This is a genomic window from Candidatus Marivariicella sp., assembly GCF_983056325.1.
Map to the genome: position 1 here is coordinate 1 of NZ_CEZOWA010000010.1, position 20,001 is coordinate 20,001.

At 31.0% G+C, this 20,001-nt stretch carries 18 protein-coding genes, 1 tRNA gene and 2 rRNA genes; 14 read left to right on the plus strand and 7 right to left on the minus strand.

The genetic code is table 11. The features are described 5' to 3' along the window. Both AC3ATN_RS04500 and rrf read left to right on the plus strand, forming a co-directional pair. Nucleotides 1–237: ribosomal RNA gene (locus tag AC3ATN_RS04500) — 23S ribosomal RNA — on the plus strand; the annotation flags it as partial. A 98-nt stretch (nucleotides 238–335) separates the two neighbouring features. Then, nucleotides 336–445, plus strand: a 5S ribosomal RNA gene (rrf, locus tag AC3ATN_RS04505). 33 nt (nucleotides 446–478) lie between these two features. Here the strand turns inward: rrf and AC3ATN_RS04510 are convergent. Together AC3ATN_RS04510 and gltB are read right to left on the minus strand one after the other, a co-directional pair. After that, complete coding sequence (locus tag AC3ATN_RS04510; protein WP_487532040.1) at nucleotides 479–1,945, minus strand: glutamate synthase subunit beta; 1,467 nt, start codon at nucleotides 1,943–1,945, stop codon at nucleotides 479–481. A 3-nt stretch (nucleotides 1,946–1,948) separates the two neighbouring features. Beyond that, nucleotides 1,949–6,451, minus strand: coding sequence for a glutamate synthase large subunit (gene gltB, locus AC3ATN_RS04515; RefSeq protein ID WP_487532041.1), 4,503 nt, complete (start codon nucleotides 6,449–6,451; stop codon nucleotides 1,949–1,951). A 166-nt stretch (nucleotides 6,452–6,617) separates the two neighbouring features. On the opposite strand from gltB, the gene AC3ATN_RS04520 reads away from it, so the two are divergent. The 11 genes from AC3ATN_RS04520 (at nucleotide 6,618) to AC3ATN_RS04570 (ending at nucleotide 14,623) form a co-directional block, all read left to right on the plus strand. Next, on the plus strand, nucleotides 6,618–7,682 hold the full coding sequence (locus AC3ATN_RS04520; protein WP_487532042.1) for an anhydro-N-acetylmuramic acid kinase: 1,065 nt from the start codon (nucleotides 6,618–6,620) through the stop codon (nucleotides 7,680–7,682). Nucleotides 7,683–7,762: 80 nt separating this feature from the next. Further along, nucleotides 7,763–9,091, plus strand: a complete 1,329-nt coding sequence (gene nhaD / locus AC3ATN_RS04525) for a sodium:proton antiporter NhaD (RefSeq protein ID WP_487532043.1) — start codon at nucleotides 7,763–7,765, stop codon at nucleotides 9,089–9,091. Nucleotides 9,092–9,138: 47 nt separating this feature from the next. Then, nucleotides 9,139–9,810 (plus strand): MotA/TolQ/ExbB proton channel family protein, encoded by a 672-nt coding sequence (locus AC3ATN_RS04530; protein WP_487532044.1) that lies wholly within the window; start codon nucleotides 9,139–9,141, stop codon nucleotides 9,808–9,810. 3 nt (nucleotides 9,811–9,813) lie between these two features. Then, nucleotides 9,814–10,209: an ExbD/TolR family protein gene (locus tag AC3ATN_RS04535; RefSeq protein ID WP_487532045.1), complete on the plus strand. Its 396-nt coding sequence runs from the start codon at nucleotides 9,814–9,816 to the stop codon at nucleotides 10,207–10,209. Nucleotides 10,210–10,214: 5 nt separating this feature from the next. Then, on the plus strand, nucleotides 10,215–11,057 hold the full coding sequence (locus AC3ATN_RS04540; RefSeq protein ID WP_487532046.1) for an energy transducer TonB: 843 nt from the start codon (nucleotides 10,215–10,217) through the stop codon (nucleotides 11,055–11,057). Nucleotides 11,058–11,060: 3 nt separating this feature from the next. Beyond that, nucleotides 11,061–12,272, plus strand: coding sequence for a bifunctional folylpolyglutamate synthase/dihydrofolate synthase (locus AC3ATN_RS04545; protein WP_487532047.1), 1,212 nt, complete (start codon nucleotides 11,061–11,063; stop codon nucleotides 12,270–12,272). A gap of 48 nt (nucleotides 12,273–12,320) precedes the next feature. After that, nucleotides 12,321–12,398: transfer RNA gene (locus AC3ATN_RS04550), tRNA-Val, on the plus strand. A gap of 79 nt (nucleotides 12,399–12,477) precedes the next feature. Further along, nucleotides 12,478–13,044 carry a YceI family protein gene (locus AC3ATN_RS04555; RefSeq protein WP_487532048.1) on the plus strand — a complete coding sequence of 189 codons (567 nt, stop codon included), beginning with the start codon at nucleotides 12,478–12,480 and terminating at the stop codon, nucleotides 13,042–13,044. 99 nt (nucleotides 13,045–13,143) lie between these two features. Beyond that, nucleotides 13,144–13,692, plus strand: coding sequence for an RNA polymerase sigma factor (locus tag AC3ATN_RS04560; protein ID WP_487532049.1), 549 nt, complete (start codon nucleotides 13,144–13,146; stop codon nucleotides 13,690–13,692). A 30-nt stretch (nucleotides 13,693–13,722) separates the two neighbouring features. Then, nucleotides 13,723–14,118 carry a hypothetical protein gene (locus AC3ATN_RS04565; RefSeq protein ID WP_487532050.1) on the plus strand — a complete coding sequence of 132 codons (396 nt, stop codon included), beginning with the start codon at nucleotides 13,723–13,725 and terminating at the stop codon, nucleotides 14,116–14,118. A 16-nt stretch (nucleotides 14,119–14,134) separates the two neighbouring features. Further along, a complete protein-coding gene (locus AC3ATN_RS04570; protein WP_487532051.1) occupies nucleotides 14,135–14,623 on the plus strand; it encodes a hypothetical protein in 489 nt (162 codons plus the stop codon). Between the two features lie 7 nt (nucleotides 14,624–14,630). On the opposite strand, the gene AC3ATN_RS04575 is transcribed toward AC3ATN_RS04570, so the two are convergent. After that, a complete protein-coding gene (locus AC3ATN_RS04575; protein WP_487532052.1) occupies nucleotides 14,631–15,416 on the minus strand; it encodes a zinc ribbon domain-containing protein in 786 nt (261 codons plus the stop codon). Nucleotide 15,417: 1 nt separating this feature from the next. Continuing rightward, entirely contained in the window at nucleotides 15,418–16,200 is a 783-nt protein-coding gene (locus AC3ATN_RS04580; protein ID WP_487532053.1) for a Nif3-like dinuclear metal center hexameric protein, read from the minus strand. Between the two features lie 47 nt (nucleotides 16,201–16,247). On the opposite strand from AC3ATN_RS04580, the gene lpxK reads away from it, so the two are divergent. Further along, a complete protein-coding gene (gene lpxK, locus AC3ATN_RS04585) occupies nucleotides 16,248–17,273 on the plus strand; it encodes a tetraacyldisaccharide 4'-kinase (protein WP_487532054.1) in 1,026 nt (341 codons plus the stop codon). Here lpxK and lipA read toward each other — a convergent pair. From lipA to AC3ATN_RS04600, 3 genes are all read right to left on the minus strand, one after another. Further along, complete coding sequence (gene lipA / locus AC3ATN_RS04590) at nucleotides 17,270–18,163, minus strand: lipoyl synthase (RefSeq protein ID WP_487532112.1); 894 nt, start codon at nucleotides 18,161–18,163, stop codon at nucleotides 17,270–17,272. The genes lpxK and lipA overlap by 4 nt on opposite strands. 85 nt (nucleotides 18,164–18,248) lie before the next feature. Further along, nucleotides 18,249–19,454 carry an Nramp family divalent metal transporter gene (locus AC3ATN_RS04595; RefSeq protein ID WP_487532055.1) on the minus strand — a complete coding sequence of 402 codons (1,206 nt, stop codon included), beginning with the start codon at nucleotides 19,452–19,454 and terminating at the stop codon, nucleotides 18,249–18,251. After that, complete coding sequence (locus AC3ATN_RS04600; RefSeq protein WP_487532056.1) at nucleotides 19,447–19,995, minus strand: RNA polymerase sigma factor; 549 nt, start codon at nucleotides 19,993–19,995, stop codon at nucleotides 19,447–19,449. The genes AC3ATN_RS04595 and AC3ATN_RS04600 overlap by 8 nt, the downstream gene beginning before the upstream one ends. Nucleotides 19,996–20,001 lie beyond the last annotated feature (6 nt).

Genomic DNA, 20,001 nt, shown 5'->3' on the forward strand with positions numbered 1-20,001 from the left:
TCTTCAGTACGAGAGGACCGAGATGGACTGACCTCTAGTGTACCGGTTGTTCCGCCAGGAGCATTGCCGGGTAGCTACGTCGGGAAAGGATAAGCACTGAAAGCATATAAGTGCGAAACCAACCACAAGATGAGATTTCTTTTAAGGGTCGTAGGAGACGACTACGTTGATAGGTCACAGGTGTAAAGGCAGTAATGTCATAGCCGAGTGATACTAATTACCCGTAAGCCTATCGTCAAGCTTTTTCTTTAAAATTTAATTTAATTGCTTGTAATACTTGTTATTTTTTATTTCAATATGTTAACTTATTATAGGAGTCAATGACTTCTGAAAATTAAGGTGGTTATAGCAATGGGGCTCACCTCTTCCCTTTCCGAACAGAGAAGTTAAGTCCATTAGCGCAGATGGTACTGCCATTTGGTGGGAGAGTATGTCGCCGCCTTCTTTAAAACCCTTCACTTTTAGTGGAGGGTTTTTTTTAATTAGTCACTAAATCTCCCTCCATATTTTTTTTAGGTAAATCCGATGATCCAGATAGATATTTATCAATGTTATATGCAGCTTCTCTTCCTTCTGAAATAGCCCATACAATTAGAGATTGTCCTCTACGACTATCTCCTGCTACATAAATATTCTTTTTATTTGTTTGATAGTCTCCACCCCCTTTAATATTCCCTTTGTCATCAAAATTTAGATTAAATTGTTGAGGAAGTGTTTTTTCAGGACCATTAAACCCTAATGCTAATAGGGCTAATTCGCATGGCCAAATTTTTTCTGATCCTTTTTTTTCTTTTAATTTTGGTTTTTGATCAGGTTCTTTTTCCCATCTAACCTCAACTGTTTTTAATGATATTAAATTTCCATTTTTGTCTCCTATAAATTCTTTGGTTAAAATACTCCATTCTCTGTGACTTCCTTCTTTATGTGATGAACTTGTTTTTAATTTAAATGGCCAATATGGCCATGGATTTTCTTCTGTTCTGTATTCTGAAGGTTTTGCCATTAGTTCAAAGTTTGTGACACTTTTAGCACCCTGTCGATTAGACGTGCCGATGCAGTCAGACCCAGTATCCCCACCCCCAATAACTATAACATTTTTATTTTTTGCTAGGTATTTTTTTTCACGCTTTAATTGTCCATCAACAGCCTTATTATTATGAGGTAAAAAGTCCATTGCTTGTATTATTCCATTTAGATTTGATCCTGGAATTGGTAAATCTCTTTTAATTGAAGCTCCGGTTGAAATTAAAATAACATCAAAGTTGTTTTCTAACTCATTTGTAGTTAAATCTTTTCCAATTTCTACATTACATTTGAATTTTATTCCTTCATCAATTAATACCTTTATTCTTCTATCAATTATTTTTTTCTCCATTTTAAAATCAGGAATTCCATAACGAAGGAGTCCTCCAATTTTATTTTCACGCTCGTAAACTGTTATGTTGTGTCCAGCCCTATTTAATTGTTGTGATGCAGCTAAACCAGCTGGTCCTGATCCAATTATTGCTATTTTTTTATTTGTTCTTTTCTTTGGAGGATTTGCGATTATCCATCCCTCCATGAAGCCTCTTTCAACAATATATTTTTCTATTAATTCAATTGAGACAGGGGGATTAACAATTCCTAACACACAAGATTCTTCGCAGGGAGCTGGACAAAGTCTTCCGGTAAATTCCGGGAAATTATTGGTACTGTGGAGTATGTCTAAAGCTCGTCTCCATTCATTTTGATAAACAGCATCATTAAAGTCAGGAATCATATTTCCTAAAGGACATCCACTATGGCAAAAGGGAACTCCACAGTCCATGCAACGAGCCCCTTCTTCCTGTAGTTTCTTTTCATCAGGAGCTAACGTGAATTCTTTATAATTTTTAATTCTTTTTTTTGGAGCCGTAACGTTTTCTTTTAGTCTATCAAACTCGACAAATCCTCTTATTTTACCCATAACTTATATAGTTTTTTCGGTCAATTCATTTGACATAATTTCCAATGCACGCTTATAGTCGGTGGGCATTACTTTAATAAAGTTAAATTTTGATTTTGACCAGTTTCTTAATATTTCTTCAGCTTTAGGACTCTTTGTATATTCAAAATGATTTTTTAATAAATTGAGTACTTCTTTATTATCATCTTTAGTCATGTTTTCTAATTCGATCATTTCTAAATTGAATTTTTTTTCATCAAAAAAATTATCTTTATTATATAGATATGCTATTCCTCCACTCATACCTGCTGCAAAATTTCTCCCAAAATCCCCTAAAATTACAGCAATACCCCCTGTCATATATTCACACCCATGATCCCCAATTCCTTCTACAACTGCTTTCGCTCCTGAATTTCGGACACAAAAACGTTCTCCAGCTATTCCATTTATGTATGCTTCCCCATTTGTTGCTCCATATAAAGAAACATTCCCTACAATTACATTTTCATGAGGAATAAATGTTGCTTCCTTTGGAACTTTAGCAACTAAGGTGGCTCCAGAAAGCCCCTTTCCAAAATAGTCATTTGCTGTTCCAACTATTTTCATGAAAAGACCTGATACCGAAAATGCTCCAAAACTTTGTCCAGCCGTTCCATTAAAATTAATTTTCAAAGTATCTTTTGGAAGCCCTTTTGCTCCATAAAGTTTTGAAATTTCATTGCTTAGTATAGTTCCTACTGTTCGATTTGTGTTCGTGATTGGGAATTTTAAATTCTGATTTATTTTTTTGGTTATGGCATCTTTAGCCTGACTTAGAATCTTAAAATCTAAAACATTTTCTAGATTATGATCTTGTGGAATAGTATTTCGTTCTCTGTATCCAGAAGGAACACTCGGTTTGTATAGGATACTTGAGAGATCAATTCCTTTGACTTTATAATGATTAATAGCCTTATTCATGTTTAGTTTTTGTGATTGGCCAACCATTTCATTAATCGTTCTAAAACCTAATTCTGACATAATTTCTCTTAATTCTTCCGCAACAAAGTGCATGTAGTTTATCACGTGCTCTGGTTTACCTTTAAAGTTTTTTCTTAATTCAGGATCTTGAGTTGCAATACCGACTGGACAGGTATTTAAATGACATGCTCGCATCATTATACATCCTGAAGCTATTAATGGTGCTGTTGAAAACCCAAATTCTTCTGCGCCTAGTAAACATGCGATAGCTACATCTCTTCCGGTTTTCATTTGACCATCACATTCAAGTACAATCCTACTTCTTAAATCGTTCATTACTAAAGTCTGTTGTGCCTCAGCTATCCCAAGCTCCCAAGGAAGGCCAGCATGTTTTAATGATGTAAGAGGCGAGGCACCTGTCCCTCCGTCAAAACCAGAAATAAGTATTACATCTGCCTTAGCTTTTGCAACACCAGCTGCAATAGTTCCAACTCCGACTTCTGAAACTAACTTTACATTTATCCTAGCAAAACGGTTGGCGTTTTTCAAATCATATATTAACTGAGAAAGATCTTCTATAGAATATATGTCATGATGTGGAGGTGGAGAAATTAATCCAACGTATGGAGTTGAATTTCTTACAGATGCAATGTAAGGGTTGACCTTTTGTCCTGGAAGCTGGCCACCTTCTCCAGGCTTTGCTCCTTGAGCCATTTTTATTTGGATTTCTTGGGCTGAACTTAAGAAATGACTGGATACACCAAACCTGCCAGAAGCAACTTGTTTTATGGCAGAGTTTTTAAGGTTTCCATTTCTATCAGGTTTAAATCGTTTAGAGTCCTCACCGCCTTCACCAGAATTACTCTTCCCTCCAATTTTATTCATTGCAATTGCCAAGTTTTCGTGTGCTTCTTGACTTATTGATCCAAGTGACATTGCTCCAGTTTTGAAACGTTTCACTATTTCGGTCCAAGATTCAACTTGGTCGATAGGTATTGGGTCAAAACTTGAAAACTCAAATAGACCCCTTATGGTCATTAATCTTTCGTTTTGATTATTAATCATTTTTGAGAAAGATTTATAACTTTTCGGATCTTCTTGTCGTACTGCTTTTTGAAGACTTGAAATAGTTAAAGGGTTTACGGAATGTGCCTCCCCATCTCTTCTCCATCTATAATCCCCCCCGATTTCCAAAGGGAGTCCAGTTTTTAATTGATGATTGTATGCTTTATAATGTTTTGATCTTATTTCTTTTTCAATTTCATAGAGCCCTATTCCTTGAATTCTGGTAGCAGTATTACAAAAAAATCGATCTATAAACTTTTCAGATAAACCTAATGCTTCAAAAATCTGAGCTCCCCTATATGAATGAAGAGTAGATATTCCTATTTTGTTCATAATTTTTACAATTCCAGTCGCAATAGCTTTATTAAAATTAATTATAGCTTTTTCAGGTTTAATACTAATAGCCCCTTTAGAAGTTTGGTTAATGATAATTTCATTTACCATAAAAGGATTAATTGCACTAGCACCATACCCAAATAATAAAGCAAAATGATGGGGTTCTCTTGGTTCAGCAGATTCGATAATTATCCCAAATTTAGAACGTTTTTTTAATCTTTTAAAAGCGTTATGAACGTGAGCTGTGGCTAGCAAAACAGGTATTGGAGCTAATTTTTTTGAGACTCCTCTATCAGAGAGAATAATAATATTTACACCCTTATTCAATTCATTTTCTATATTTTTTACAATTAAACCTAAAGCATCTTCTAGACCATTTAATCCTGAAATAATATCATATAATATTGACACTGTAAAACTTTTAAAATGAACATTTTTAATAAACTTTATTTTATCCAAATCTTCATTTGAAATAATGGGATTTTGAATCCTAAGTTTTTTTGAATGATTAGATGTAATATTAAATAAGTTGAATTCATTACCTATTGTTAAACTGGTATCTGTGACTATTTCTTCTCTTATTCCGTCTAATGGTGGGTTAGTTACTTGAGCAAATAATTGTTTAAAGTAGTTGAAAAGTAATTGTGGTTTTTCAGACAGAACAGCAAGTGGAGTGTCAGTCCCCATGGACCCAATAGCTTCTTTTGCCAACTTACTCATAGGTATTATTATAGTCTTAATGTCTTCAAGTGTATAACCAAACATTCTCATTCTGGTTTCAAAACACTCATTTTCTTTTGGAGTTTTATTACCAGTGTATGGAATATTTTTTAAGGTTAGTAGGTTTTCATTAAGCCATTTTTGGTATGGATGCTTTTTTGATATTTCTTTTTTAATTTCTTCATCTTTAATTATGCGTCCTGAATCCATATCTACTAAAAACATTTTTCCAGGCTCTAGTCTTCCATGGTGTTCAACATTTTTTGGAGGAATATCAAGAACTCCAGTTTCAGATGACATAACTACATAGCCATCTTTTGTAACAGAGTATCGAGAGGGTCTTAATCCGTTTCTGTCTAAAACAGCTCCAATAAACTTTCCGTCAGTAAATGGAATAGAAGCTGGACCATCCCATGGCTCCATTATACAAGAATTGTATTTGTAAAAAGCCTTTTTTTCTTTATCCATTGATAGATGTTTTTCCCAAGCTTCAGGAACTAGAATCATCATCACTTCAGGTAATGATCTACCTGTTGCTAACAGGAGTTCAACTACCATATCCATTGATGCAGAATCAGATTTTCCAGGTAGAATAATTGGTATAATTTTCTTTATCTCAGAACCAAAAAGAGGACTATCTAGAAGCTCTTCTCTTGTTTGCATTCGACTATAATTTCCTTTAAATGTATTTATTTCTCCATTATGACACATATATCTAAATGGCTGAGCTAAATCCCAAGTAGGGAATGTGTTTGTTGAGAATCGCTGGTGAACCAAAGCTAGTCTAGTTATAAAGCTTGATTCAGATAAATCTGTGAAATAAGCTTTTATATCCTCAGGAATCAATAATCCTTTATAAATTATTGTATGTAATGATAAACTTGAAACATAAAAATATTTAGCCTGTGAAAGTTTTGAGTTCAAAATTGTATGTTCAGATATTTTTCTAGCAATAAATAGTTTTATATTAAACTCATGTTCAGATATTTCTAATCTATTTTTTCCAATAAATACCTGCATTATATAAGGTTCAGTCTGAGCTGCTATTTTCCCAATAATATTTCTATTAACAGGAACCTTCCTCCATCCTAAAATTTTTAATTTTTGTTTTTTTATTTCTGATTCTAGTACACCAATACAATAGGTTCTTTGGTTTTCTTTTTGAGGTAAAAAAACCATACCAACGGCATATTCTTTTTCATTAGGCAATTCAAAACTGCATTTAGTATTAAAAAAATCATGTGGAATTTCAATTAATATTCCAGCTCCATCTCCAGTTTTTCCATCTGAACTAACTGCTCCACGATGTTCAAGTTTACATAGGATATTAAGAGCTTTGTGGATTATATTATTTGTTTTTTTTCCTTGAAGACTACAAATAAATCCGGCACCACAGTTGTCATGTTCAAATTCAGGATTGTACAGTCCTTGTTTTTTGGGAAACATATATTTATTTACTTGGTTTTTACTAAATTAGTGTTTGGTAGGCCTTAATCTTCGAAAAGCTAACAAACATTGTTACTTAATAATAATAATAATAATTTTATCCTTTATAAATATTAATTTAGCATTATAGTGTACGACTTTTTAAATACTTGATAATTCAATGATTATGAAAAAAGACAGATTTAGAATTATAGGAGTGATGTCAGGAACTTCTCTAGATGGTATTGATCTTGCACTAATCGATTTTAATACTAAATCTTGGGACTATAATATAATAGAATCAACAACCATACCTTATTCAGAAAAGTGGATTAAAACTTTATTAAATATTTATAATTTAGATATTGAAAATATTTATAAAATTGATAAGAACTATACTCGGTATTTGGGTGAAATAATTAATGATTTTATTAAAAAAAATAAGATTACAAATATTGATTTAGTTAGTTCACATGGTCATACTGCAAAGCATGTTCCAGAAGATAAGGTCACCTACCAATTGGGGAACCTCTCATCCATAAACTATCTATTTAACCTTAAAACAATATGTGATTTTCGAACACAGGACGTTAAATTAAACGGTCAAGGTGCTCCACTTGTTCCAATAGGAGATAAAATATTATTTTCAGACTACGATGTGTGTTTAAACCTTGGAGGTTTTGCAAATATATCGAGAGAATTTAAAGGAAAGAGAATAGCTTTTGATGTTTGCTCAGTCAATCTAGTCTTTAATTATTTGGCACAAATGAAGTTTATGCAATATGATAAAAACGGAGAATTAGCAAGGTCAGGTGTCTTAATAAAAAGTATGTATAATAAACTCAATCAAATTGATTTTTATAATTTATCATTTCCTAAATCTTTGGGTGTAGAGTGGAATGTTAACGAGATTTATCCAATAATTGACGAAGAGCTAAAAATAAGTAGTTTAGAAGATGTGACTCATACTTATTTAATGCACGTTGTATTAAAAATAAGTGATTGTTTGAAATTTGATGATAAGGTTTTAGTAACCGGGGGGGGAGCTCTTAATAAATTTCTAATTAAAACTTTAAAATCTAAAACTAAGGCTCAAATAGTAATTCCATCAGTGGATTTAATAAATTACAAGGAAGCTTTGATTTTTGGACTTATTGGTTTACTTAGATTTTTAAAAATAAATAATTGTCTGTCATCAGTTACAGGTGCTTATAGAGACCATTGTTCGGGAAAGATAATTGAGGCTAAATAAAGACACCATTGTTATATTTTATACATTAGTGGACTCTAAGTTTAAAATATTTTGTGTTGTAGTTTAAATTAAAAACAGGTATGGAAAGTATTGTAGTAATTATTTTTATTCTTGGCTACTTATTGATAACACTTGAGCATAATCTAAAAATTGACAAGTTAATCCCAGCTCTAGCAATGATGGCCTTTTTGTGGGCAATTATATCTTTATGGCATCTGCCGGTTTTTGATGTTAACACAAATTTAAGGCAGTTAGAACCAACGCATATTGATGAGGCTTTATTACATCATCTTGGTAAAACAGCTGAGATAATTATTTTTCTTCTTGGAGCTATGACTATTGTTGAGATAATTGATTATTTCAATGGTTTTTTCACAATTAAAACTTTTATCAAAACAAAAAGTAAAAAAAAGCTTTTATGGATTTTTGCATTTTTAGCTTTTGTTTTATCTGCCATAATTGATAATCTAACAGCAACCATAGTTTTAATAACCATACTTCAAAAAATTGTTCATGATCGTAATTCAAGACTTTGGTTTGCGGGATTAATAATTATTGCTGCCAATGCCGGTGGAGCTTGGTCTCCAATTGGAGATGTTACAACAACAATGCTATGGATTGGAAATAAGGTTACAACACTTAAACTTGTGGGGTATTTATTAATTCCTTCTCTAGTTTGTATTTTAGTCCCCGTGATAATAGCTTCGATGCTCCCTGCTTTTAAGGGCAAAAATATAGTTAATGATGATGACAAAGAGGTTATTTCCCATCCAAAAGGAGCTATTATGCTTTATATAGGTCTTGCTGCAATTGTCTTTGTTCCTGTTTTTAAAACTATTACACAACTACCCCCCTATGTCGGTATGATGCTTTCTCTAGCTGTAGTTGCAACATTTGCCGAAATATTTAGTAATGCAAAAATCAATATTACTTCAATTGATGAGGAAAGTGACGCAAATTCAAGTCACAGCCCAGTTCATAGCTCCTTATCAAAAATTGAATTACCAAGTATCCTTTTTTTCTTAGGAATATTGTTGTCTGTTGCTGCACTTGAATCTTTAGGTATTTTATTTGAATTTGCAGGAACACTAAACACTCTAATTCCAAATACAGATATTGTTGTAATTTTATTTGGTTTTGGTTCAGCTGTTATTGATAATGTTCCTTTAGTAGCTGCAAGTATGGGGATGTTTTCAGAGCCAATAGATAATCCGCTGTGGCATTTTATTGCATTTTCAGCTGGAACAGGAGGAAGTATGTTGATAATTGGTTCTGCAGCTGGAGTAGTTGCAATGGGGATGGAAAAAATTGATTTTTTCTGGTATTTAAAAAATATTTCATGGCTGGCTTTATTAGGTTTTTTATCTGGATCATTCACTTTTATTTTATTACGTAATTTTGTAGCTTAAAAAAATTTTAAATCATTTTTTAGTTATTAATAATATTCAAAACACACATGCTTATTTTTCAAGAGTCTCCTGCTTTACAAACTGAAAAAACAATTTCAATAATTGAACTAATTGAAAATGGTGGAATAGGTGGAATGCTAATAATAGGTATTCTTTTTGTACTACTGACAATTGTTATTTATATCTACTTTGAAAGGTTGTTTGCTATTAGAGCTGCAACAATAGTTGAGAAAAAATTTATGCCTGAAATTAGAACTCATGTTTTAGGTGGGGAAATTGAAAAAGCAAAAATTTTATGTCAATCTTATGATAATCCAGTCGCAAGATTATTGGAAAAAGGTGTATCTAGAATAGGTCGTCCACTTGAAGATATTAATTCTGCACTAGAAAATGCTGGAAGAATTGAGGTTTATAAACTTGAAAAAAACGTCAGTATATTGGCGACAATTGCAGGAGTTGCCCCAATGATTGGTTTTTTAGGTACTGTGATTGGAATGATACTTTCTATTTTTGAAATATCAACAGCAGGAGGAAATATTGACATGCAACTTCTTTCAAATGGACTTTATACAGCAATGACGACAACAGTTGCCGGATTGATTGTTGGGATTATAAGTTACATATCGTATAATCACCTTGTTGTAAAAACAAACAAAGTTGTATATCAAATGGAAACCACGTCATTGGATTTCTTTGATTTATTAAATGAGCCAACATAACTAATGAATTTTAAAGGAAGAAATAAGATTAGCCCCGAGTTCAATATGTCTTCAATGACTGATATAGTTTTTTTACTTTTAATCTTCTTCATGATTGCATCAACCTTGTCTAAACAGCTAGATACAATAAGTGTAGAGCTTCCAAAAGCAAAGGGAAAAACCGAAAATAGAAAATCAGTTGCGGTTACTATTTCTTCTTCAAGTATTTTTTATGTTGATGATCAAATTGTGAATAAAAATAATTTAAAAGAAAATATCATAAAACAAATGGATGGAATTAAACCTCCATCTATTGTCTTAAGAACAGCAAAAAATGTTCCTATAGATGAAGTTGTTCATGTTATGAATATTGCCAATCAAAATAGTATAAAAGTTATTTTGGCTGTTGACGCCAATTAAGTAGAATGAATTTTTTAAAGACACGACACGAACAAAAATCTTTTTTAATTACCATTCTCATGGTAGTACTAATATTATTTTTATTTTCTTTTGTTGGTCTTAAATACATTGATCCTCCAATTGAATACGGAATGGAGATTAATTTTGGTTCTAGTGACCTAGGTAAAGGATTGAGTTTGAAGAGTGAAAAAGATAATGATTCCATGACTGATGAGGTTGATATTTCAGAAGAAGTCATCAGTCCAAATGAGCCAACTTTATCAGAAACTCTTCCTACAAAAGTTATAACACAAAAAAATAGTAATTCTGAGGTTGTTGATAAGATAAATGCAGATTCATTAATTACAATTGATAAAAAAACTGAAAATAAAATTTCACAAAATAATATAGAGATTGTAAAACCAAAAGTTAGTGATGTAACAAAGTCAATTATTTCGAACTTAACAAATTCTAAAAGTGATTCAGAAAATCCACAAGGGCAAGGAGAAACTAAGGGTTTGTCTGACCAAGGAAAATCAGAAGGGGATCCATATTCAACTATTTACTATGGACAGGAGGGGCGAGGTGGTCAAGGCGTTGGTTATGGTTTAAGCGGAAGAAGTCTTCAGGTAAATGGAAAGGAAACACAGGATTGTAATGAATCAGGAGTTGTTGTAGTTAGAATAGTAGTAAATAAACTAGGTGAAGTAACTTCTGCGGAACCTGGAGTAAAAGGAACTACAAATAATGATCCTTGCCTTATAATTCCTGCAAAAAATACGGCATTAATGCACAAATGGTATCCTGATGAAAATGCGCCTGAAAAGCAAATTGGTTTTGTTGTTATTGAATTTAAACTGGTTGAGTAATTAATGGATTCATATTCACAAGTATTAAGGTTTTTGTTTAGCCAACTTCCAAATTATCAAAAACAGGGTGGGACTGCATTAAAGCTAAATCTTTTGAATATTGAGTCTTTTATAAAAAGGTTAAAAAATCCTCATGAAAAGATTAAAACAATTCATGTTGCTGGAACTAATGGAAAAGGTAGCGTGTCTCATATAATAGCATCAATATTACAATCTAAAGGATTAAAAGTTGGGATTTATTCCTCTCCACATCTCGTTGATTTTAGGGAAAGAATTAAAATCAATGGAGAGTATATTAACCAAAAATATATTTTAGATTTTGTTAATTTTCATTATGATTTTATGACTTCTAAAGCACTTTCTTTTTTTGAAATGACCGTAGGTCTTGCTTTTGACTATTTCAGCAACCAGAAAGTAGATATAGCTATTATAGAAGTAGGTATGGGTGGAAGACTTGATGCAACTAATATTATAAAACCTGAGATCTCTGTCATAACCAATATAGGAATTGATCATACAGAGTTTTTAGGAAATAGTATTTCTAAAATAGCTAAAGAAAAAGCGGGAATTATAAAAAAAGGTATTCCCGTTTTAATTGGAGAGCATAACGATGAAACCGCCCCAATTTTTTTCAAAAAGGCTGAAAGTCTTGGATCTAAAATAATATTTATTGAAGATTCAATTAATAAATTTAAAAGTGATTTATCTTCTCTATATCAACAAAAAAATATAAATACTGCCATCAATGCCGTCAAGCTACTTCCAGATTTTAAAATATCTAATATTGAAATTGAATCAGCTATTTTAGAAGTTAAAAAATCTACAAGATTTATTGGAAGATGGGATATGATTGCAGTAAGTCCAAAAATATTTGCAGATGTAACTCATAACACCGACGGATTTAAATTTATGATAAAGCAATTGAAAGAGGAAAGTTATAATAAACTTCATTTAGTTTTAGGTTTTGTAAAAGAAAAAGATGTAAAAACAATTTTAAAACTGTTACCGTTTGATGCTAATTATTACTTATGCTCTCCTTCAATTGATCGTGCTATGTCGTTATCGAAATTATCAAATGTAGCCAAGGGTTTGGGGATTAGTTACACATCTCATACTTCAGTTAAAAATGCCTTATTTGCAGCCAAACAAAGTTCAAATCCGGAAGATTTAATTGTAGTATCAGGAAGCACGTTTGTTGTTGCAGAGATAATGTAAAATAAATCTTTGTCAAACCAAAAATCTCTTCTATATTTGCGAATTAGCGGGCGCTTAGCTCAGTTGGTTCAGAGCATTTGGTTTACACCCAAAGGGTCGGGGGTTCGAATCCCTCAGCGCCCACCAAAGCGGAATCCATCTCATTATGAGTTAAGATTCCGCTTTTTTTCTCTTAAATAATTCACTAAATAAAATAACTAAAACCATGAAAAATAAAACTTTATTGCTTGTTGTCATACTAATAACTTCATTTGTTAAGGGTCAGAGTTTTACTCTCAATAACTCTGAAAGTAAATTGAAGTGGACCGGAAAAGAAATAACAACAAAAGAGCACTATGGTTCAATTGATTTTAAATCAGGAACAATTACTCTTAAGGATAACCAACCAGTATATGGTAAGTTTATAGTTGACATGATAACTTTAAAAAATGAAGATTTACCCGAAGACTATCGAGGAAGACTTGAAGGTCATTTGAAATCAGATGATTTTTTCTCAGTAGATAAATTTTCAGAAGCTATTTTAGAATTTACTACTTCATCATTTAAAAACTCAGAAGAATATAATATCAAAGGTAATTTAACAATTAAAGGCACTACTCATCCTGTAGATTTTACTATGAATTTTATTGATAATCACTGGAAGGCTAATCTTGTTTTTGATAGATCAAAGTATGATGTAAAATTTCGTTCCGGTAGCTTCTTTGAAAATTTAGGTGATAAATTGATTTACGATGACATAATTATCGAAACAGAACTAAAATTTAATAGATAATTCTTAGTTTGAGCTTTACCCCCAAAAAATAATGAATTTAAATATTTAAACTTTTTTTAGATTTAGATATCTAAATAATATTCAATATTTTTATTTGACATGAATAAATACACCGATGAAGAACTATTGGTAATGTTTAAAAATCCTGAAAAGATTAATTACGTGTTTAATTACATAATTAATCTTTATCAGAAAAGAATTTATTGGCATATTAGAAAGATACTTATTTCTCACGATGACACTAACGATGTAACTCAAAATACTTTTATAAAAGTATTTAAAAATTTAAAAGGTTTTAAAGGTGAGTCATCAATTTTTACCTGGATATATAGAATTGCAACAAACGAATCCTTAACATTTTTAAAAAAAAATAAAAAACATTATTTTGAATCATTAGACAATGTTTCCTCAAGTTTATCTATAAAACTTACGTCTGACATTTATTTTGATGGTGACAAAGCTCAAATTATGCTTCAAGAAGCAATTTTGAAATTACCAACTAAGCAAAGAATAGTTTTTAATATGAGATATTTTGATAATATGAAATTCGAGCAAATTTCTCAAGTTTTAGGGACATCAGTGGGTGCGTTAAAAGCAAATTATCACCATGCAAAAAATAAAATTGAACTTTATTTAAAAATAAATTAAACCTTTAGATAAATAATTAATCTATAATATATGAAACAAAATACTGATGCTGAGATGTTTAAAAATAAATCTCCTTTTAATGTTCCAGAGAATTACTTTTTTGATTTAAAAAATGACATACAGTTAAAGACTGAAAATTTAAACTCTGGTATTGAATTAAAAAACTTTTTTAATATAAATGCTGGATTTTCAGCACTGGTTTGTGTTTCCATACTACTTATAATATTTAACTACTTTATTAGTTCACAAAAAAAAAGTTTTATTATGTCAAGTAATGAAATTTATACACAATTTGAGAATTCTGAACTGTTAAACATTGACGAAGAATTTTTATTTGAATTTGTTCCTGAAGACGATTATGTTTTTTCTGATGAAATTGAATATCTAATTGATAATAATGCCGATTATAATTTAATAATTGAATAATAAATAAACTTTTGACATGAATAAATTCAAGTATTTTCTGATATTTTTTTTACCACTTTTAATCTTCTCTCAAGACAAGAATAATATCGACATAAAAGAAAAGAGGAGAAATATTCAAGCCTGGAAAATTGCCTTTATTTCTGATAAATTAAAATTCTCCCCAGAACAAGCTCAGATTTTTTGGCCGGTGTATAATAAATATAGTTCTGAAGTTGATGAAGTGCGTGACAGTGCTAAAAGTATAATGAGAAATTATAAAAAGAATAAATCTTTAATGAGTGAGACTGAATTAGGCGGTATGATAGATAATAAACTTAAAACAGATCAGCTATATTTAGAATTAAAAATAAAATATGTTAAGGACTTTAATGAAATTATTTCAAACAGTCAGTTAATTGAATTGTATAATGCTGAAGAGGGTTTTAAGAGAGAGGTACTAAGAGAGATTAGAAAAGGAGGAAAAAGAAAATATTATGACCCACCACCTCCTCCAATCAATAATTGATTAAATTTTATTTTCTTGACTTTTTAAAGATAGAGGACATTTTATCTTTTTCTTCTTCTGCAAGTTTTTCGTCAACTAGAATCCTCCCACTGTGTTCGTCCCTAATTATTTTGTCACGAGAAGCAATTTCCATTTGAGTTTGAGGAGGTATTTTAAAATAAGAACCTCCAGCTGAACCTCTTTCAACAGAAACAATTGCCAATCCATTTCTCACACTTGATCTAATCTTATTGTAAGAGTGCATTAAGTGTTCTTCAATGTTTTCAGAAAATTCTTTTGATTTTTTTAATAGTACTTTTTCTTCTTTTTCAGTTTCACTCATAATTGAGCTAAGTTCTTCATTCTTTGCTACTAAATGAGCGGACCTTTCATCTAGTTTAACCTGAAATTCCTCAACACTTATTGTTTTTTGTTCGGATTTCGCATTAAACTCTCTAATTTTTTTTTCAGCTAATTCAATTTCTAATTTCTGGAACTCTTGTTCTTTTTGGATAGAATTGTATTCTCTATTATTTCTAACATTTTTAAGATTTATCTCATATTTTTTATCTGCTTCTTTTGCGACTTCGATATTATTTTTTTGAAGTGCAACTTCATCTTGGAAATCTTTAAGTTCTAACTTCAAACTATCTAACCTAGTTGTAAGACCTGCTATTTCATTCTCTAAATCCTCAACTTCTAAGGGTAATTCCCCTCTAACACTTCTGATTTCATCTATTCGAGAATCTATTAGTTGAAGATCAAATAGAGATCTAAGTTTTTTTTCTACTGAAATTTCATTTTTCTTGGTCATACTAAAAATATTTAACTGGATTAGTGTTTGTGTTTGCTAAAACGATCGCAAAATTAGGGAATTTTTTCCGAAGATAATCATGTATTAAATTTTTTGTAAACTGTTCGCTTTCATAGTGTCCAATATCAATTAAAACTATCTCGTCGTTGGCTTCAAAAAAATTATGATATTTAAGATCTGCTGTTAAAAACACCTCTGCATGTTGTTCTATTGCGTCTTGTATAGCAAATGATCCGGATCCACCTAGTACGGCAACTTTTCTTATTTTTTTATTAAGTAATTTGCTATGCCTCAGGAAGCCTGATTTCATTCTATTTTTTATAAATTCTAAAAACTTGTTCTCTTCCATTGGTGTTTTTAATTCTCCTATTCTTCCCATTCCTAGGAGTTTATTTTCTTTTTTGGGTATAAGTATTTGAGATTTTTCTAAACCAATTTTTTCTGAAATTTTATAATTAACTCCTTTTTCATGGTTGTCTAATGAAGTATGAATGGAGTAGATTGAAATTTTATTTAGTATTGATTTAATGACTATTTTTTCAACATAACTATTTGCTGTTATCTTTTTTAATCCTTTAAAAATTATAGGATGGAAGCTTATAATTAGATTGCAGTTTTTAGCTATTGCTTCATTTAAAACTTCTTCTGTTGTGTCAAGGGATATAATGACTCCTTTTAAATCCACACTAGAGTCTCCCACTAAAAGCCCAACGTTATCAAAATCCTCAGCTTGGGAGGGTGGTGACCACTTTTCGATAGTATCAATAAAATCTTGGATTTTCATTTACATACTTATTTTACAAATATAGTATTATCTTTCAGGAGATGAAATTGATTCGATTATTACTAGCTCCTTTTGCAATTTTATACGGCTTAATATCGTTAATCCGAAATGAATTGTTTAATGTAAAATTTTTTAAAAGTTATTCTACTTCTATTTCATCAATTGGGGTTGGAAATTTATCTATTGGAGGTACCGGTAAATCGATAGTCGTAGATTATTTAATTTTTTTATTTCAGTCAAATTATTCTATTGCAGTTTTAAGCAGAGGCTATGGTAGAAAATCATCTGGATTTAAAATAGCTAATTCTTCGAGTTTAGCAATTGAAATTGGTGACGAACCCTATCAATATTATAAAAAATATCCAAATATTAAAGTAACTGTTGGAGAAGATAGGGTTAGAGCTGTAAAAGAAATATTAAAGTTTGATCCTAAAATCAATTTACTTCTACTTGACGATATTATGCAACATAGGTGGATATCAACAACTCACCTCATACTTACTACAACTTATTCAAGCCCTTTTTTTAATGACAGGATTATGCCCTTAGGGATGTTAAGAGAGCATCCAGTCGGAAAAAAAAGAGCCCAGACTATACTAGTAACTAAATGTCCCAAAAATCTTTCAGAGGCTAACAAACTAAGTTTTATTAAAAAATGTGATCTTTTGACTAGTCAAGAAATTTTTTTCACTAAAATAGGTTACTCTAATTCAATACAGAATAATCTGAACAAATTAAATTTCGATATTCTTAAAAAAGAGAAAATTGTATTAGTTACAGGAATAGCTGATTCTAAACCGTTGGTAGAATTTCTTAATTCAAAAAATATATTGTTCACACACATGAAATATAAAGATCATTTTAATTATGATTTAAATGCTGTAAGTAAAATAAAAAGAGAGGCAAATCATTCATTAATTCTTACAACCGAAAAAGACTTTGGAAGACTTTCTCCTATATTAAAGTCAAAAAAACTTTTTTATATAAGTGTTAGTTTAGAGTTCTTTTCTTTTAACGATAAAAAAGATTTTAATGAAAGAATAATGACTTCTGTTGGCAAAAAAGAGTCTTAGTTTATATGTTTGTGTGCTTTATAAGAAGATCTAACTAACGGACCACTCTCAACATGTCGAAAACCAAGATTTAATGCATAGTCCTCGTATTTCTTGAACATTTCCGGAGTTACAAATGAAGTGACAGGAAGATGTTTTTTACTTGGCTGCAAGTATTGCCCCATGGTTACCACATCTACATTAGCTTTAATCAAATCATCTAGTGTTTCATAAACTTCATTTTCATTTTCACCCAACCCAAGCATTATTCCTGATTTGGTTCTTTTGACTCCTTTTTTCTTTAAATAAGATAGGACTTCAAGACTTCTATCATATTTAGCCTGAATTCTAACGTGACGGGTTAATCTTCTGACTGTTTCAACATTATGAGAAACAACCTCAGGAGAAACACTAACTATTCTATTTATAATATTATGTTTTCCTTGAAAATCGGGAATTAAGGTTTCTAGGGTGGTTTCTGGATTTAATCTTCTAATTGCATTAACTGTTTCGGCCCAAATAATTGAACCCATATCCTTGAGGTCATCTCGGTCCACTGAGGTTATTACGGCGTGCTTAATTTGCATCTTCTTAATGGATTGAGCTACCTTTTCAGGTTCCTCCCAATCTACTTGGGATGGCCTACCAGTTTTGACACCACAAAAACCACAGGATCTTGTACAGATATTACCCAAAATCATGAAAGTTGCAGTTCCTTCTGCCCAGCATTCTCCCATATTCGGACAACTTCCTGAGGTACAAATAGTATTAAGTTTGTACTTGTCAACTAAAGTTCTTAAATCATTATATTTTTTACCTGTTGGAAGTTTAACTCTTATCCATTTTGGCTTTGATATTCTATTTTGATTTTCAGAAGGAGTTTTATTTGTGTTTTTATTGGGAAGAGAAATTTTATTCCATTTTATTTCTTTTACTTCAGCATTTTTTTTCTCTAAGATATCCAATTTCAATTTTTTTCAAATATACAAAACTTCTCTATATAGTAAGTAAATATCCTACCGTGAAACTTGTCAGAAAAAGAAGACCTAACCAGCTAAATAAAACAAAATGTTTATTTGGTTGAAACTTTTTAGGCATATAATCACTAGTTACTAACCTTAAATTAGCCCAAGCAAAGAAAGGGGTAGTCAAAAAAGATAAAACTGTAGCTATTTGTACTAAAACCCCCATTTCAGATTGAAAAAAAACAAAGATTGCTATAGTTCCAAATGCTAGTAGAAACAGAAAATGCAAATAGAAATCTCTTTTCTGATTAAATAAAATCTGCAAAGTTTTTGAAAACGCTCTTGGTGAAGCGTCTAGAGTTGTAATTGTTGTACTAAACATAGTTGTTAATGCTGCTAGCGAGATAATACTAGCTGAAGAAACACCTAGGTTTTTAGTGTACAACTCAATTAATTGACTTGCAAATGGTAAACCTTGATTTGAAAATGTAATATTTGAATTATACATAACTAAAGCTCCTAAACCCATAAAGCAAATCCCTAAGAATATTGTTGTACCATATCCTACATTGAAATCAAATAAACTTTCTTCGAGATTTATGTTAGTTGAATTTTTTTGTTTTTCAACTGACCAAATTGAATGCCAAATCGAAATATCCATAGGTGCTGGCATCCATCCCATAAAAGCAATTAAAAACAACAAACCTGTTCCTTCTGGTAAAATTTGTTTAAATGGAGGAAATGTATTTGATTTGGTGAATGCAATTGTGAAAGCTAATATTGTGCATATGGAAAGAATGATGATGATAAACTTCATTAGATTATCCAATAACTGGTATTTACCAATAACTAATAAAACAGAACAAATTATTATTATTATCGAAGCCCAAATAATGGGGTTCAAAGCGATACCAAAAAAATGTGAAGCGAGACCTGCAGTTACTATTGTCACCGCTGCTTGAATAGTAAACATGTTTGCAATATTTAATATTGCATAGCCCCATAAATATCCTTTACCAAGCTTAGCGTATCCATCTAGAAGTGTTTCACCAGTTGCAACTGCATATCTTGGGCCAAATTCAAAAAAAGGATATTTGAAAATATTTATAAGGATAAATGCCCAAAGTAAACTCCACCCATAATCAGCTCCGGCTCTAGTGGAGTATACAAGATGAGAAACTCCAATTGCTGCGCCGGCAAAAAGAAGGCCAGGACCTAATTTTTTTAAATTATTCATTTTCATCTAATTTTTCTCCTAAAAGTTTTTTTGCTCTTAGAATTTTAACTTTAATAGTATTAAGTGGTTGATTAAGTTCTTTACTTATTTCTTTATAGCTGTAATCTTCGAAAAATCGAAGCTGTAAAATTTTCCTATATTCCTTTCTCAAACTTTTAATTGTATTTAGAATTTTATTGAGATTTTGATTATTTATCATTCCCTGTTCAGGGCTAGGAGTATCGTCAGCGATTAGATTAGTTTTAGAATCATCCATATTGCCATACTGAATATTCTTTAAAGATTTTTCTTTTCTAATCTGATCTACATGTAAGTTTTTGGATATTGTGATTAGCCATGTTTTGAAACTAAATTTTGGATCAAACGACTCTAGCTTATCAAAGGCTTTTGTAAATGTTTGGATTGATATTTCTTCGGCTATTTGTGTATTACCGCAACGTTTGAGTTGAAAGTTATATATGTATTCCCAATTTAAATCAAACAAAACTTGAAATGCCTTTTGATCATTTTTTTTTGCTTGAAAAATCAGTTCTTTTTCCATATAATT